Source organism: Microcella flavibacter (genome assembly GCF_012530535.1).
In the GTDB taxonomy this organism is placed as follows: Bacteria; Actinomycetota; Actinomycetes; order Actinomycetales; family Microbacteriaceae; genus Microcella; species Microcella flavibacter.
This window is the reverse complement of record NZ_CP051299.1, coordinates 1,610,985-1,625,276: the sequence shown is the minus strand read 5'-3', so window position 1 is coordinate 1,625,276 and position 14,292 is coordinate 1,610,985. Positions and strand designations below refer to the sequence as shown.

The following is a 14,292-nucleotide window of genomic DNA, read 5'->3' as shown; positions in this document are numbered from 1 at the left end:
TCGCTACAGCACCTTGCCCGGGTTCATGATGCCGAGCGGGTCGAACACGGCCTTGATGCGGCGCTGCAGCTCGAGCTGGGTCGTGCCGAGCTCGTCGCCGAGCCACTGCCGCTTGAGCGTGCCGATGCCGTGCTCGCCCGTGAGGGTGCCGCCGAGCTCGAGGGCGGCGGCGAAGATCTCGCCCGCGGCCGTCCACACCTGCTCGGGCACCTGCTCGCCCGTGTAGATGATGTTCGGGTGCATGTTGCCGTCGCCGGCGTGCGCCACCGAGGGGATGAGCAGCCCGTGCCGCTCGCCGATGCGCTCGATCGCGGCGACCATGGCGGGCAGCTGCGATCGCGGCACGCACACGTCCTCGATGAGCACCTCGCCCTGCGCCGCCATGGCCGGGTGGAAGCCGCGGCGCACGGCGAGCATCCCCTCGCCCTCGGCGGCGTCGCGCGCGATCGAGGCCGCGCCGCCGTGGGCGTGCACGATGCCGAGCACCGCCTCGGCCTCGCGCGCCGCGGCGGATCCGTCGGTCTGCACGATGAGCGAGGCGCTGCCCTCGGCCTCGAGCGGCAGCCCGAGGTGCGCGTGGATGAGGCGAAGGGCGAGCGGATCGATGAGCTCCATGGCGGCGGGCCGCAGCCCCGCGGCCGTGATCGCCGAGGCGGCGGCCGCGGCGGCGACGACGCTCGGGAAGGCCGCGGCGAGGGTGGCGGGCTCGCCCTCGGGCAGCGGCAGCAGGCGCAGGGACGCCTCGACGACGATGCCGAGCGTGCCCTCGCTGCCGATCATGAGCGCCGTCAGGTCGAGACCCGTGACGCCCTTGACGGTGCGGCGGCCCAGCTCGAGTAGGGTGCCGTCGGCGAGCACGACCGTGAGGCCCAGCACGGCCTCGCGGGTGACGCCGTACTTGGCGCAGAGCAGGCCGCCCGCGTTGGTGGCGATCGTGCCGCCGATCGAGCAGATCGCCCTGCTCGCCGGATCGGGCGCGTAGAACAGGCCGTGCGGCGCGACGGCGGCGCCGAGGTCGGCGACGATGACGCCCGGCTCGACGACGGCCAGCTGGTCGGCCGGCTCGATCGCGAGGATGCGGGTCATGCGCGCCGTGCTGACGACGAGCTCGCCGCCGCGGGCGATGGCGCCGCCGGTGAGCCCGGTGCCGGCGCCGCGGGGCACGACCGGCAGACGGTGCTCGGTCGCGATGCGCAGCGCCGCCTGCACGTCGCCCGCGGTGCGCGCGTGCACGACGGCGAGCGGCGGCGAGTCCGAGCGCTGGCCCGAGTAGTCGCCCCGCGCCGCGTCGAGGTCGGCCGGGTCGGTCGAGAGCGCGTCGCCGAGGGCGCGGCGCAGGGCGTCGAGGGCGGGATGCTCGGCAGCGGTCACCCTCCCGAGCCTACGGTCGCCCTCCCGCGCCGCGCCCCGGCCCGCGCTCAGCCCCGACGCGCTCAGCGCCGGCGCGTGCGGTCGGTCAGCCAGAACAGGCCGGAGACCATGACGAAGGTCGTCGCGATGAGCAGCGGGATGCTCGATCCCGCGCCGATCGGCTCGGTGGCGACCCCGACCGGCACGACGGGCCCCACGAGCAGCAGGCGCAGCCAGCCGAGGGCGATGCCGAGCGCGGCGACGGCGAAGCCGAGGGCGAGCCCGACCACGGTGATGCCGCGGTCGTCGCCGGCGGCGATGCGGGTGACCCGCACGCGCGTCCACAGCACGGCGGCGCCGATGGCGGCGATGAACGCGACGGTGAAGGGGTCGAGCAGGGCGGCGGACAGGCTCTCGCCCCCGATCGTGAGCCGCGCGACGAGGGCGGCGGCGGCCGCGACGACCGCGGCGACGACCACCCAGCGGAACCGCTCCGCGATCGCCCGCCAGCGCAGCGCGTGCAGGATGATCGGCGCGGCGGCGAACCACAGCACGGGCGCGAGGTCGACGAAGAGCAGCAGCAGCTGGCCCGGGCGGTCGAAGGAGGTCTCGGAGGCGCCGAGCTGGTACGCCAGCCCGATGACGGCGGTCGCGACGAGCGCCGCGAGCAGCAGGGTCTGTCGCACGCTCGCCGAGCGGGTCGTCCAGCCGTGGGCGTAGCCCGCGTGCTCGGGGGCCCTGCGCTCGTCGGCGGGGGTCGCATCGTCGCTCACAGGCGCGATGCTACGCCGCGTCGCTGGATCGAAGGCGTCAACCCCTCAGGGGTGAGGAGCAGTGAATCAGGCCTGCAGGGTTGATCGCTCACGGCCGATGCCTCTCGGTCGTCGTCCTCGGCTGTGCGGCCGCTGGACGACCCGGCCGATCCCCGAGCCGCCGCGCCTAGGGTCGGGCCCATGCTCCCCGCCCCCGACGACCGCCTCGACCCCTCGCCCGTCATCGCCCACCAGGTCGTCGTCATCGGCGGCGGCAACGCGGGCCTCTCGGTCGCCGGCCGCCTGCGGCGCGGGGGCGTGCGCGACGTCGTCGTCATCGAGCCGAGCGACGAGCACCGCTACCAGCCGATGTTCTCGCACATCGCGGGCGGCACGGCGACGGCCGCCGACGCGGTGCGCGCGCAGGCGCAGGTCATGCCGCGCGGCGTCGGCAGCATCCGCGACGAGGTCGTGTCGGTGAACCCGGGGGCGCGCACGGTCGCGCTCGCCTCGGGCGGCACGGTCGGCTATCAGCAGCTCATCGTGTGCCCGGGCATCCATCGCCGCTGGGACGCCGTGCCGGGGCTGGCGGAGGCGATCCGCACGCCCGCGGTCGCCTCGAACTACGAGCTCGAGCTCGCGGTGAAGGCCGCGCCGCTGCTCTCGCAGCTGCGCTCGGGCACCGTCGTCTTCACGCAGCCGCCCGGCCCCGCCTCCTGCGCGGGCGCGAGCCAGAAGCCGATGTACCTCGCCTGCGACGCCTGGCGCCGCGCGGGCGTGCTCGACGCCGTGCGCGTCGTGCTCGTGCTGCCCGATCCGACGATGTTCGGCATCCCCGCGATCGACCGCGAGCTCGAGCGCAAGGTCGCCGAGTACGGGATCGAGGTGCGCTGCTCCTCCGAGCTGCGCGGGGTCGACGCCGCGGCGCGCACGGTCGACATCGGCCCCGTCTCCGGTCCGGGGCGGGATGCCGCTGCCGGCCCGATCGAGCGCCTCGAGTACGACGTGCTGCACGTCGTGCCGCCCCAGTCCGCCCCGGGCTGGATCGCCGAGAGCGGCCTCGCCGCCGCCGACGACCCCGGCGCCTTCGTCGAGGTCGATCCGCGCACGCTGCAGCACGTGCGGCATCCCGAGATCTGGTCGCTCGGCGATGCGGCGGGCACCCGCAACTCGAAGTCGGGCGGCGCGCTGCGGCCGCAGGCGACGGCGCTCGCCCGCAACGTCATCGACGCCCTGCGGGGCGCGCGCCCGACGGCCGAGTACGACGGCTACTCGGTGTGCCCCTTCACGGTCTCGCGGGGCACCCTCGTCTTCGCCGAGTTCGACGAGGCGATGCGCCAGAAGCCGACCATCCCGTTCTGGCCGGGCCTCGCCCGCGAGCGGCGGTCGACGTGGGTCGTCGACCGGCACGTGCTGCCGCGGGTGTACTGGCGGCTCATCCTGCAGGGCAGGGCCTGAGGCGTCTCAGCGCCGCGCGCCCGCCTCCCCGTCGACCGGCACAGCGCCGCCGCGCTGCACGAAGCCGGCGCGGGTCTGCACGCCCCACTCCGACGGCCGGGAGAGGATCGCGCGCAGCAGGCCGATGGAGCGCCACACCGCGTGCGGGAAGTAGAAGACGATCGGCTCGATGAAGGCCGTGGCGACGAGCCGGGCCACCGATCGGGCGCGCCGGTAGTCGCGCGTGGCGGAGAGCTCGATCGCGATGGCGAGCAGCGAGGTCGCCACGGCCAGGAAGTACGAGACGGCGAGCGCGAGGCCGATGACCGGCCAGGGGATGAGCCCGAGCGCCCCGGTGAGCACGGTGAAGACGAAGGCGAGCATGACGATCGGGGCGCCCCACTGCTCGAACAGCCAGAAGTAGGGCAGCGTCACCATGCCGAGCGTGCCGAACCGGGGGCGCATGATCATGTCGCGCGCGCCCTTGAGCAGCTCGCCGAGGCCCTGCGACCACCGCTTGCGCTGGCGCGCCACCGCGCCCCAGGTCGACGGCACCTCCGTCCAGCAGACCGGGTCGGCGACGAAGACGATGCGGTACGGCTCGCGCGCGGCGCGGTGGTGCCGGTGCGCGGCGACGACGAGCTCGGCGTCCTCGGCGAGGCTCGCCGCGTCCAGCCCGCCGAACGACACGAGGGTGTCGCGGCGGAACACCCCGAACGCCCCCGAGATGATCAGCAGCCCCTTGATCGCCGACCAGCCGGCGCGTCCGACGAGGAAGGCGCGCAGGTACTCCAGCACCTGGATGCGCTCGATGAGCGTCCTCGGAACCTCGACCGAGTCGATCTCGGCGTCGAGCAGCACGGCGCCGTTCGCGGGGCGCACGATCCCGCCCGAGGCGACGACGGTCGGATCGTCGATGAAGGGCTGCACGACCCGCAGCAGCGCCGTCGGCTCGAGGATGGAGTCGCCGTCGATCATGCAGACGAGCTCGTGCCGGGCGAACTGCAGCGCCGCGTTGACGGCGTCGGCGCGGCGGCCGGAGGAGACCTTGCGCACGAGCAGCGCATCGCGATCCACGAAGCGCCAGACCTCCTCGACCGGCTTCAGCAGCTCGAGCGGGTTCACCGGGTCCTCGTCCGTGCGCAGCATGGGGTACGTCTCGCGCAGCACCTCCGAGGTGCCGTCGGTCGACCCGTCGTCCACGACGACGATCTGCACCTGGGGGTACTGCAGCCGCAGCAGGCTCTCGACGCAGGCGACGACGCCGGCGCTCTCGTTGTGCGCGGGCACCAGCACGCTCACTCCGGGCGTCAGCGGGCTCGCGAAGGTGCCGGAGAGCAGGTCGTCCGAGGCCCAGCGGCGCTCGTCCGTGATGGCGCCGATGGCGCGCGTGACGATCACGAGGTAGATGAGCTGGTACAGCAGGAAGTAGCAGGCGAAGGCGATCGTCGCGACGACGAGCACGGATTCGACGACCTGGGCGACGACGGGGTCGATCATCGGTCGCCGCCGAGCGCGCCGATCGCGGAGATCAGGTGGCGGCGGGCCACGGGGTTCTGCTCGATCCGCGCGCGGTCGCCGAGCGCCTGCAGCGACGGCCGCGTCCCCACCCGGCGCAGCGCGTCGGCCGCGGCGATGCGGACGAGCACGTCGTCGTCGTCGAGCGCCGCGAGCGCGTGCGCCTGCACGCCCGGGAGGCCCGCGGCGCTGCCGGTGGCGAGCGCCACGCGCAGACCGTCGGGGTCGCCTGTGCTCCAGGCGGCGTGCAGCGAGGCGATGTCGAGCAGCCGGCAGCGCATGATGGCGATCGACGCGACGAGCGGGGGGAGGCGGTTCTCGCTCCGGCACACGGCGGCGAGCATGGGGGCGATGGCCTCCGAGCGGCCCGTGCTGCCCCACTCGAGCGCGCAGACCCCGCGCACGCGGCGGTCGTGGTCCTCGAGCATCCGCTGCATGATGACCGCCGACGGTCGATCGATCGAGCGCACGTAGAGGCGCAGGGAGCGCGCGCGGGTCAACGGCCGCCGCGAGCGCATCCCGGCGAGCGCGCGGGTGATGGCGCCGTGCTCGCGCAGCCAGGTCTGGATCGCCTCGCGGTCCTCCCCGCTCACGCGGGACGCGACGGCGGCGACGGCGTGCAGCGTGCTGAGCCGTCGGGGCGCGGGGGCGGCGGCGACGTCGCCGACCAGCAGGCTGCGCAGCACGGCGGAGACCTCGGTGCGGCGCCGCGCGGCGCGGCGGTCGAGCCGCGCCAGCCGCAGCATCACGATGATCACCGCGGCCAGCAGCAGCAGGCACACCCCGAAGGACGCCCACACGGCCACGACCAGGCCGGTCATCGCGACCGGTTGAGCAGGGTGGTCGCCCGCAGCAGCAGCTCGCGGGGGCTGAACGGCTTCGTGATGTACTCCTCGGCGCCGGCGGCGAAGGCGCGCTCGACGTCGACCTCCTGCGCCCGCGCGGTGAGCATGAGGATGCGCGTGCCGGAGAGCGTGCCGTCCGAGCGCACCGCGCGGCACACCTCGAGGCCGTTGCGCCGCGGCAGCATCCAGTCGAGCACGATGAGGTCGGGCTTCTCCGCCAGCGCCCGCACGAGGGCGTCCTCGCCGTCGAAGACGCTCGTGACCTCGTGCCCGGCGCCCTCGAGCTTCATCGTGACGAGGTCGTTGAGGTCGATGTCGTCGTCGGCGACGAGTACCCGTGCCATGTGCATCCCTCCCGGGACTGCACAACGATCCCGCCGTGTCTCGCGCCCCCGCGCTGCACCCCGAGGATAATGCACGAGCAGGGCGACGACGGGGGATGACATGGTCGGCATGAGCGTCGCGGTGCTGATCCGCCGCTGGTCGACGGGGCGATCGCTCCTGGCGTTGGCCGCGGCCATCCTCATCATCTTCGGCCTCGCCGCGTTCTCGGCCTCGATCGTGGAGGCGCCGGGGCGGACGGCGCCCTGGGCGCCGGCCCTCGGGGTGCTCGCGGCGGCGGCGCTCATCGCGACCCCCCGCTACCGCATCCCGGTCATCGTGCTCGGCTCGCTCGCCGTGTTCGCGGCGAACATCGTCGCCGGTCAGGCGCTCGCCTTCGCCGGCGTCCTGGCCGTGATCCGCATGGTCGAGGTCGTGGTCTTCTGCCAGCTCGTCGATCGCGCCGGCCGGTTGCCGCGCCTCGACTCGGTCGTGCTCGTCCTCCGATTCGTCGTGGCGGCCGTCGTCGCGGCGAGCATCTTCGCCGCGGGCGTCCTGCTCGCGCGGGTCGTGGCCGGACTGCCGCTGCAGGCGGTGCTGCCGATCGACAGCCTCGTCGCCCACATCGTCGCGCTGCTGCTGGTGACCCCGCTGGCTCTCGCGCGCCGCGATCACGGTCGCCGCGCCTCCGGCGTCGAGACGGTCGTGCAGACGATGCTGCTGCTCGGCACCATCGCCGCGGTGTTCTCGCCGCTCAACTCCCTCCCGCTCGCCTTCCTGCCCCTGCCGTTGTTCGCCTGGGCGGCGCTCCGGCTGTCCGCCGTCACGATCGCCCTCCAGCTCCTCGCGGTCGCCCTGCTCAGCAGTGCGGCCACGCTCGTCGGGTGGGGTCCGTTCGGGGCGGGGAGCCTCGACGGGATCGATGCCCGCGAGTCGATCATCCTGCTGCAGGTCTTCCTCTTCGTCTTCGCGGCGTCGACGCTCGTGCTCTGGGCGAAGCGGGTGGAGGGCGACGCGGCGGCGGAGCGCGCCCGGGTGAAGGACGCCATCCTGCGCCGATCGATCGAGCAGGCCCAGACGGGTCTGCTGCTCGTCGAGCGCCTGATGGAGGACGTCTTCATCGTCGTGCAGGCCAACTCCCGCGGGCTCGAGGCCCTCGGGCTCGACCCGCAGGACGACTTCTTCTCGGGGTCGTCCGAGATCAACGTCGCGCTGCCCCCGCACCACCCGCTGCTCGCGGGCCTGAACGCGATGTCGCCGACGGTTCCCGCGTGGCGCGGCGAGCTGGAGCTCTCGCTCGCCGGGGGCCCGATGTCGATGGACGTCGTGATCGAGCAGGGATCGGGGGAGGCCGTCGACGTGCTCGCGGTTGAGCTGACCGACGTGACCGCCGCCCGCGAGGAGGGGCGCCGCCTGCGGGGGATCGTCGAGCGCGAGCGATCGCTCTCCGCCCAGTACCAGCAGCTCGCCGGCCAGAAGGACGACTTCCTCGCGTCGGTGAGCCACGAGCTGCGCACGCCCCTGTCGAGCATCGTCGGGTACATCGAGACGCTGGAGGAGACCGCGCTGGACGATGCGCAGCAGCGCTTCGTCGAGACCATCCGGCGCAATGCGGACCGCCTGCAGGAGCGGGTGGAGGAGCTGCTCACGGCGGCACGGCGCTCGGGCGCGGAGGGCGACGACCTGCACCCGGTCGACGTCGCCCGTCTCACCGCCGAGGTCGTCGACGACCTCCGGCCCCTCGCGGCGGCGCGGTCGATCTCCATCGCATCGAGCCCGGGGCGCGACGTGCCGTGGGTGCGCGCGACCGAGGACGCCGTCACCCGATCGGTCACCAACGTGCTGGCGAACGCGGTGAAGTTCGCGCCCACGGGCAGCACCATCGACGTCGACCTCGTCGCGACGGGTGATCGTCTGCAGATCGTGGTGGCGGACACGGGGCCGGGAATCCCCGCGGAGGATCGCGAGAAGGTCTTCGACCGCTTCTACCGCACGGAGGATGCGCGGACGAAGGCGGTGCCCGGTACCGGCCTCGGCCTCGGGATCGTCCGCGCCCTCCTCACCGGCGTCGGGGCGGTCATCTTGATCGAGGCGAACGAGCCCCGTGGCACCCGCGTGGTGATGACCTTCCTCGTCGACGCCGATCGCGCGGTCATCGCGGAGGCGGCACCCGTCCGATCGGCGTGATCGCCGGGCGCACCCCTGCGAAGAGCCTCCGAGAATCGAGCTCGGGCTTGCGAGCGGTCCCTCGGCTGCGGAATCGTGGCCGGCTTCCGAACGACCGCGAACGACCGCACCAGGAAGGAGCATCCCCATGCTCACACTGACGCCGACCGCCAGCACCGTCATCGAGACCCTCGTCGCCCGCGAGGGCGCACCGGAGACCGCCGGGCTCCGCATCGACTCCGGCACCCCCGAGAGCACCGAGTTCGCCGTCTCGGTCGCGGGGGAGCCGCAGCCCGGCGACCAGGTCGTCGAGGCCGGCGCCGCCCGCGTCTTCCTCGAGCCGAACGCCTCCGCCGCCCTCGACGACAAGGTGCTCGACGCCCAGGTCAGCGAGGAGGGCGCCGTGCGCTTCGCCATCGGCGAGCAGGCCCCGCAGGCCTAGCTGTACCCGGTCAGCACGTTGGTGACACAAGGCAGAGGAGAAGGCCTTCATTCTGGGTGGTGTCTAAACGCCCTGAAGAGGAAGGCCTTCTCGTGGTCCACCGTAACGCTCCCCTTGCTCCCGCCGGCCGACTGATCCTGGTCCGACGGGTGCTGTCCGGTCGTCCTGTGTCGCATGTCGCGAAAGAGCTCGGAGTATCACGCCAGTGCGCTCACCGCTGGGTGACCCGCTTCCGCGAGCACGGAATCCGCGCGCTGGAGGACCGCTCGTCGCGGCCGCGCCGATCACCCAGCACCACGTCCCCGCAGCTGGCCGCAGCGCTGATCGCGTCCCGGGAACGCGACAGGCTCGGCCGCGATGAGCTCGCGAGGCGTTTCGCGGTGAGCCCCTCGACCGCGTCCCGACTGATCGTGAAGGCGGGGTTGCCTGCCCTGCATGAGTTGGACCCGGTCACCGGGACTCGCATCCGTCAAGGCCGCCGGACCCGTCTTCGATACGAGCGCGAGCAGCCGGGTGATCTGATCCATATCGACGTGAAGAAGCTCGGCCGCATCCCTGACGGCGGCGGATGGCGCCTGAACGGTCTGGGAACGATCGAGCACAACATCGGCCGGAAACGATCCGTGAGGCTCGGCTTCGACTACGTCCACGTCGCGGTCGATGACCACTCCCGGCTCGCGTTCGCGCAGGTGCTGCCGGATGAAAAGGGCGAAACCTGCGCGGCGTTCCTCAACAACGCTGCTGCGTTCTTCACCGGACACGGGATCAGGATCCGGCAGGTCATGACCGACAACGCCTTGAACTACCGAAACTCCGCAGCCTTCCGAAGCGTTATGGAGTCGTTGGCGGCCACCCACGTGCTCACGAGACCGTATTCGCCCTGGCAGAACGGGAAAGCCGAACGCTTCAATCGCACCCTCCAGGAGGGGTGGGCATATCGACACGCGTTCACCTCGAACCAGGAACGCGCCAACGCCCTCGCGCCCTGGCTTGACCACTACAACTACGATCGACCCCACACCGCCTGCAAAGACCTGCCACCGATCAGTCGAGTGTCACCAACCTCATGACCGAGTACACCTAGCGCCGCCCCGCAGTCCTCCCGCTCCGCCGCCCGGATCCTCGTGGAGGCTCATGCGGGTCCGACGGCCGCCCCGCCTCCGCGCGGCGGCCGTCGTCGTCCGCGGGGGCCATCGGCCCTGGACAGCGCCGCGCGCAGCCGCCAGGCTCGCGCCATGACCGTCATCGAGAACTCCCGCCTCGCCATCATCGGCGCCGGCGCCGTCGGCTCCTCCCTCGCCTACGCCGCGCTCATCCGCGGCTCCGCCCGCGAGGTCGTGCTGTACGACATCGACGCCGCCCGAGCCGAGGCCGAGGTGCTCGACCTCGCGCACGGCACGCCGTTCACCGGGGCCTCGCGCATCACCGGCGGCGGCGACCTCGACGCGATCGAGGGCGCGAGCATGGTCGTCATCACCGCGGGTGCGAAGCAGCGGCCGGGCCAGAGCCGCCTCGATCTCGCCGCGACCAACGTCGGCATCCTGCGCGAGCTCATGCCGCGCCTCGTCGAGCGCGCCCCCGATGCCGTGCACCTGCTCGTGACCAACCCCTGCGACGTGCTCGCCGTCGCCGCGCAGCGCTTCAGCGGGCTCGATCCCGCCCGGGTCTTCTCCAGCGGCACGGTGCTCGACTCCAGTCGGCTGCGCTGGCGCCTCGCGGAGCGCCTCGGGGTCTCGCCGACGAGCGTGCACGCGATGATCGTCGGCGAGCACGGCGACAGCGAGTTCGCGCTCTGGTCGCAGTCGCGCATCGGCCCCGTGCCCGTGCGCGAGTGGGTCGACCCGCAGGGCGCGCGCATCGACGAGGTCGAGCTCGAGCGGCTCGCCGAGGAGGTCAAGAACGCGGCCTACGCGATCATCGCCGGCAAGGGGGCCACGAACTACGCCATCGGGCTCTCGGGGGCGCGCATCGTCGAGGCGGTGCTGCGCGATGAGAAGGCGGTGCTGCCGGTCAGCTCGGTGCTCGAGGGGTACCACGGCGTCGACGGCGTCGCGCTCTCCGTGCCGAGCGTGGTCGACTCGAGCGGCATCGCCCGCGTCATCGACGTCCCGTTCTCCGACGGCGAGCAGCGGGCCTTCGAGCGCAGCGCCGAGGCGGTGCGGCGCACCATCGGCACGCTCGGGCTCTGACCGGCTCTGACCGGCTCGTCGGCTCAGTCGTCGCGGCCGCGCAGCCGCTCGATGAGGCGGCGGTCGCGCTTCGTCGGCCGTCCGGCGCCGCGCTCGCGCTCGACCCGCGCGGGGCGCTCCTCGCGCGGCGGCGGCGGGGGCGTGCGGTCGACGTAGTGCTGCGCGGCGAGCGGCGCGCTCGTGCGCTTCGTGATGATGCCGGCCACCTCGACGATGCGCTCGCCGCCGGGCGTGTAGGCGCGCACGGTGTCACCCGGGCGCACGACCTGAGCGGGCTTCGCCGCGGCGCCGTTGACCTTGACGTGCCCGGCCTTGCACGCGGCCGTCGCGGCCGAGCGGGTCGAGTACAGCCGGATGGCCCACACCCAGGCGTCGACCCGCGCGCTCGTGGGGGCGGGGGCCGGGCTCATGCCCCCAGCGTAGGCGGCGGCATCACGAGAGCAGCTCGACGAGCGCCGCGTCGCTGACCCCCGAGCGGCCGAGCGCCGCCGTGCGGCCGCGGCGGTAGCGCTCGATGACCCGGGGGTCGATGTACGAGGTGCGCGCGACCGCGGGGGTGTTCCGCAGACGCTCCGCGACGGCGACGACGGCCTCCCTGACCACGCGATCCTGCTGGCGGATGCCCGCCACGGGCCCGGTGCGCGCGAGGTGCTCGGCCGCCGTGCGCGACCCGAGCAGCGTGCGCAGATCCTTCGGCGTCACGGTGCACGTGCTCGCCTCGGCGAGGTACGCGGTGAGGGCCCGCGACGACGTGCGCCGGGCATCCCCCGCGTCGTCGACCCATTCGGTGACGCGCTCGGTGCGCGCCCCTCCGCCCGCGCGCTGGGCGCGCGCGGATCGCAGGGCCGCGGCGAGGTCCTCGTCCGCCAGCTCCGCCTCCCAGCGCACGCCCGACTTCGCCGGGAAGTCGAACCGGATGGCGCTCGCGCCGACGGTGACGTGCTGCCAGCCGAGGGTGAGGGCCCCGATGGTGCCGCGCTCGAGGGCGTAGCGCTCCTCGCCGACCCGCATGCCGAGGCTGTCGATGAGGCGGGCGGCGATGGCGAGCGCGCGCGCCTCGGGGTCGTCGCCGCGCAGGTCGCGCGTCACCCGCGCACGCAGCGGGCCGGTGCACTGGGCCAGCTCGCGCACCCGGGCGTACTTGCGCTTGTCGGCGCGCGCCGACCAGGCCTCGTGGTAGCGGTACTGCCGGCGCCCCTCGGCGTCGAGCCCCATCGCCTGCACGTGACCGCGCTCGTCGGGGCAGATCCACACCTCCGTCCACGCCGGGGGGATGGCGAGCGCGGCGATGCGCGCCCGCACCTCGGCGTCGGCGATCACCTGACCCTCGGCGTCGCGATAGCTGAAGCCCTTCCCGCTGCGACGTCGGGTGATGCCGGGGGAGTCGGGGGAGGAGCGGCGCAGTCGCATCCGCTCAGCATGCCCGGTGAAGCCGGGAGCCCGTCAGGCGGTTGCGGCGTCGCCGCGCTGGGTGCTACGGCCGCGCGCCCCGGCGTCGCTGCGCGCGAGGGCGATGGCGTCGGCGGCGCGCACGAGCCCGAGGTGCGAGAGCGCCTGCGGCGTGTTGCCGATGTGCCGGTGCGTCTCGACGTCGTACTCCTCGCTCAGCAGGCCGACGTCGTTGGTCAGGCCGATGAGGCGATCCATGAGCGCCTCCGCGTCGGGGAGCCGCCCGCCCAGGGCGTAGTTCTCGACGAGCCAGAAGGCGCAGGCGAGGAACGGGTGCTCGTCGCCCTCGAGCCCGTCGACGCCCGACTCGACCCGGTAGCGCAGCGGCAGGCCGTCGCGCAGCAGCGTCCTCTCGATCTGCCCTACGGTCGCGAGCATCATCGGGTCGTCGTAGTCGACCAAGCCGACGTGCGCGAGCTGCAGCAGCGAGGCGTCGACCTCGTCGGTGTCGTAGTGCTGGGTGAAGTAGCCGTCGGCGTGCACGCCGTTCGCCATGATCTCCTCGCGCAGACCGTCGCGCAGCTGCTCCCAGTGCTCGGCGTCGCCCTTCATGCCGTGCTCGCGCACCGCGTGCGCGCCGCGGTCGAAGGCGGCCCAGAGCATGGCGCGCGAGTGGGTGAAGCGGCGGTGCGGCCCGCGGATCTCCCAGATGCCGTTGTCCTCCCGCTCGAGGTTCTGCTCGGCGTAGCTCAGCAGCGCCACCTGCAGCGACCAGGAGAAGCCGTCCTCCTCGACGCCGAGCTCGCGCGCCTCGTCGAGGGCGATCATCACCTCGCCGAAGATGTCGCCCTGGAACTGCGTGTACGCGCCGTTGCCGACGCGCACGGGGGAGGAGCCCTCGTAGCCGGGCAGCGAGTCGAGCTCGTACTCGACGAGCCGGCGCTCGCCGGCGATGCCGTACATGATCTGCAGGTCGTGGGGGTCGCCGGCGATGGCGCGCAGCAGCCACTCGCGCCACGCCATGGCCTCGGCCGAGTAGCCGTGCAACATGAGGGATTCGAGCGTGAGCGCGGCATCCCGCAGCCAGACGTAGCGGTAGTCCCAGTTGCGCGACCCGCCGATGTCCTCGGGCAGGCTCGTCGTCGGAGCGGCCACGATGCCGCCGGTGTCCTCGTGGGTGAGGGCGCGCAGCACGAGCAGCGAGCGGCGCACCTCGGCGTCGTAGGCGCCGGGCGGCGAGCAGGTGGTCGCCCAGTCGCGCCACCAGCCGCGGGTGCGCTCGATCTGCTCGTCGACGTCGAGGGCCTCGGGGTTGTCGCGATGCGAGGGGAACCAGGTGAGCACGGCGTCGTGCGTCTCGCCCTCGCGCACCGTCACGACGGCGCGGTGGGCGTGATCGACGGGGCGGAACCGCAGACCGCGCATGACGATCGCGTCGGGGCCGGCGATCGCGACGAGCTCCGGTGCCTCCTCGGTGCCGGCCTGGCGCACCCACGGCATGGCCGAGGCGTAGTCGAAGCGGATGCGCAGCAGGTGCTCCATCTCGACCTCGCCGCGGATGCCCCGCACACGCCGCACCACGTCGGCGTGCCGGTCGGCGTAGGGCATGAGGTCGACGACCTCGACCTCGCCGGTCGCGGTGCGCCAGCGGCTGACGAGGATGAAGGTGTCCTCCTCGTAGTGCCGCTCGACGAGCTCCGCCTCGCCGGTCGGCGCGAGGCTCCAGTGCCCGTGGTTCTCATCCCCGAGCAGTCGCGCGAACACCGAGGCGGAGTCGAACCGGGGCATGCAGAGCCAGTCGATCGAGCCCGACCTCCCCACCAGGGCCGCGGTGTGGCCGTCGCCGATGAGCGCGTAGTCCTCGATGGGTGCGGGCATGGGCT

The 14,292-nt window shown here is 73.4% G+C and carries 13 protein-coding genes; 5 read left to right on the top strand and 8 right to left on the bottom strand.

The features are described 5' to 3' along the window. Positions 1 to 3: 3 nt before the first annotated feature. Entirely contained in the window at positions 4 to 1,371 is a 1,368-nt protein-coding gene (locus HGB54_RS07695; RefSeq protein WP_168915920.1) for an FAD-binding oxidoreductase, read from the bottom strand. 62 nt (positions 1,372 to 1,433) lie between these two features. Then, positions 1,434 to 2,123, bottom strand: coding sequence for a hypothetical protein (locus HGB54_RS07690; protein WP_168915919.1), 690 nt, complete (start codon positions 2,121 to 2,123; stop codon positions 1,434 to 1,436). A 180-nt stretch (positions 2,124 to 2,303) separates the two neighbouring features. Here HGB54_RS07690 and HGB54_RS07685 point away from each other — a divergent pair, with 180 nt between their 5' ends. Then, the gene (locus HGB54_RS07685) at positions 2,304 to 3,560 is read left to right on the top strand and encodes an NAD(P)/FAD-dependent oxidoreductase (RefSeq protein ID WP_168915918.1); all 1,257 of its coding nucleotides are present in this window, start codon (positions 2,304 to 2,306) and stop codon (positions 3,558 to 3,560) included. A 6-nt stretch (positions 3,561 to 3,566) separates the two neighbouring features. Here HGB54_RS07685 and HGB54_RS07680 read toward each other — a convergent pair whose 3' ends face one another. Genes HGB54_RS07680 through HGB54_RS07670 form a run of 3 tightly spaced genes read right to left on the bottom strand, consistent with a single transcriptional unit; the run spans position 3,567 to position 6,246 of the window. Then, entirely contained in the window at positions 3,567 to 5,039 is a 1,473-nt protein-coding gene (locus HGB54_RS07680) for a glycosyltransferase family 2 protein (protein WP_168915917.1), read from the bottom strand. Further along, positions 5,036 to 5,878 carry a HEAT repeat domain-containing protein gene (locus HGB54_RS07675; RefSeq protein WP_168915916.1) on the bottom strand — a complete coding sequence of 281 codons (843 nt, stop codon included), beginning with the start codon at positions 5,876 to 5,878 and terminating at the stop codon, positions 5,036 to 5,038. The genes HGB54_RS07680 and HGB54_RS07675 overlap by 4 nt, the downstream gene beginning before the upstream one ends. Continuing rightward, complete coding sequence (locus HGB54_RS07670) at positions 5,875 to 6,246, bottom strand: response regulator transcription factor (RefSeq protein WP_168915915.1); 372 nt, start codon at positions 6,244 to 6,246, stop codon at positions 5,875 to 5,877. Before HGB54_RS07670 ends, HGB54_RS07675 begins: the two co-directional genes overlap by 4 nt. 100 nt (positions 6,247 to 6,346) lie before the next feature. Between HGB54_RS07670 and HGB54_RS07665 the strand changes: the two genes are divergently transcribed. The 4 genes from HGB54_RS07665 (at position 6,347) to HGB54_RS07650 (ending at position 11,020) form a co-directional block, all read left to right on the top strand. Next, a complete protein-coding gene (locus tag HGB54_RS07665; RefSeq protein WP_168915914.1) occupies positions 6,347 to 8,410 on the top strand; it encodes an ATP-binding protein in 2,064 nt (687 codons plus the stop codon). A 127-nt stretch (positions 8,411 to 8,537) separates the two neighbouring features. After that, the gene (locus HGB54_RS07660; RefSeq protein WP_168915913.1) at positions 8,538 to 8,831 is read left to right on the top strand and encodes a Fe-S cluster assembly protein HesB; all 294 of its coding nucleotides are present in this window, start codon (positions 8,538 to 8,540) and stop codon (positions 8,829 to 8,831) included. Positions 8,832 to 8,923: 92 nt separating this feature from the next. Beyond that, positions 8,924 to 9,901: an IS481 family transposase gene (locus HGB54_RS07655; RefSeq protein WP_168915912.1), complete on the top strand. Its 978-nt coding sequence runs from the start codon at positions 8,924 to 8,926 to the stop codon at positions 9,899 to 9,901. Between the two features lie 165 nt (positions 9,902 to 10,066). Beyond that, positions 10,067 to 11,020 (top strand): L-lactate dehydrogenase, encoded by a 954-nt coding sequence (locus tag HGB54_RS07650; protein ID WP_168915911.1) that lies wholly within the window; start codon positions 10,067 to 10,069, stop codon positions 11,018 to 11,020. Between the two features lie 23 nt (positions 11,021 to 11,043). Here the strand turns inward: HGB54_RS07650 and HGB54_RS07645 are convergent, their stop codons facing one another. Genes HGB54_RS07645 through HGB54_RS07635 form a run of 3 tightly spaced genes read right to left on the bottom strand, consistent with a single transcriptional unit; the run spans position 11,044 to position 14,287 of the window. Continuing rightward, positions 11,044 to 11,430: an RNA-binding S4 domain-containing protein gene (locus HGB54_RS07645; protein WP_168915910.1), complete on the bottom strand. Its 387-nt coding sequence runs from the start codon at positions 11,428 to 11,430 to the stop codon at positions 11,044 to 11,046. Positions 11,431 to 11,452: 22 nt separating this feature from the next. Continuing rightward, positions 11,453 to 12,430 carry a DNA topoisomerase IB gene (locus HGB54_RS07640; RefSeq protein ID WP_168915909.1) on the bottom strand — a complete coding sequence of 326 codons (978 nt, stop codon included), beginning with the start codon at positions 12,428 to 12,430 and terminating at the stop codon, positions 11,453 to 11,455. 33 nt (positions 12,431 to 12,463) lie between these two features. Continuing rightward, a complete protein-coding gene (locus tag HGB54_RS07635; RefSeq protein WP_168915908.1) occupies positions 12,464 to 14,287 on the bottom strand; it encodes a glycoside hydrolase family 15 protein in 1,824 nt (607 codons plus the stop codon). Positions 14,288 to 14,292 lie beyond the last annotated feature (5 nt).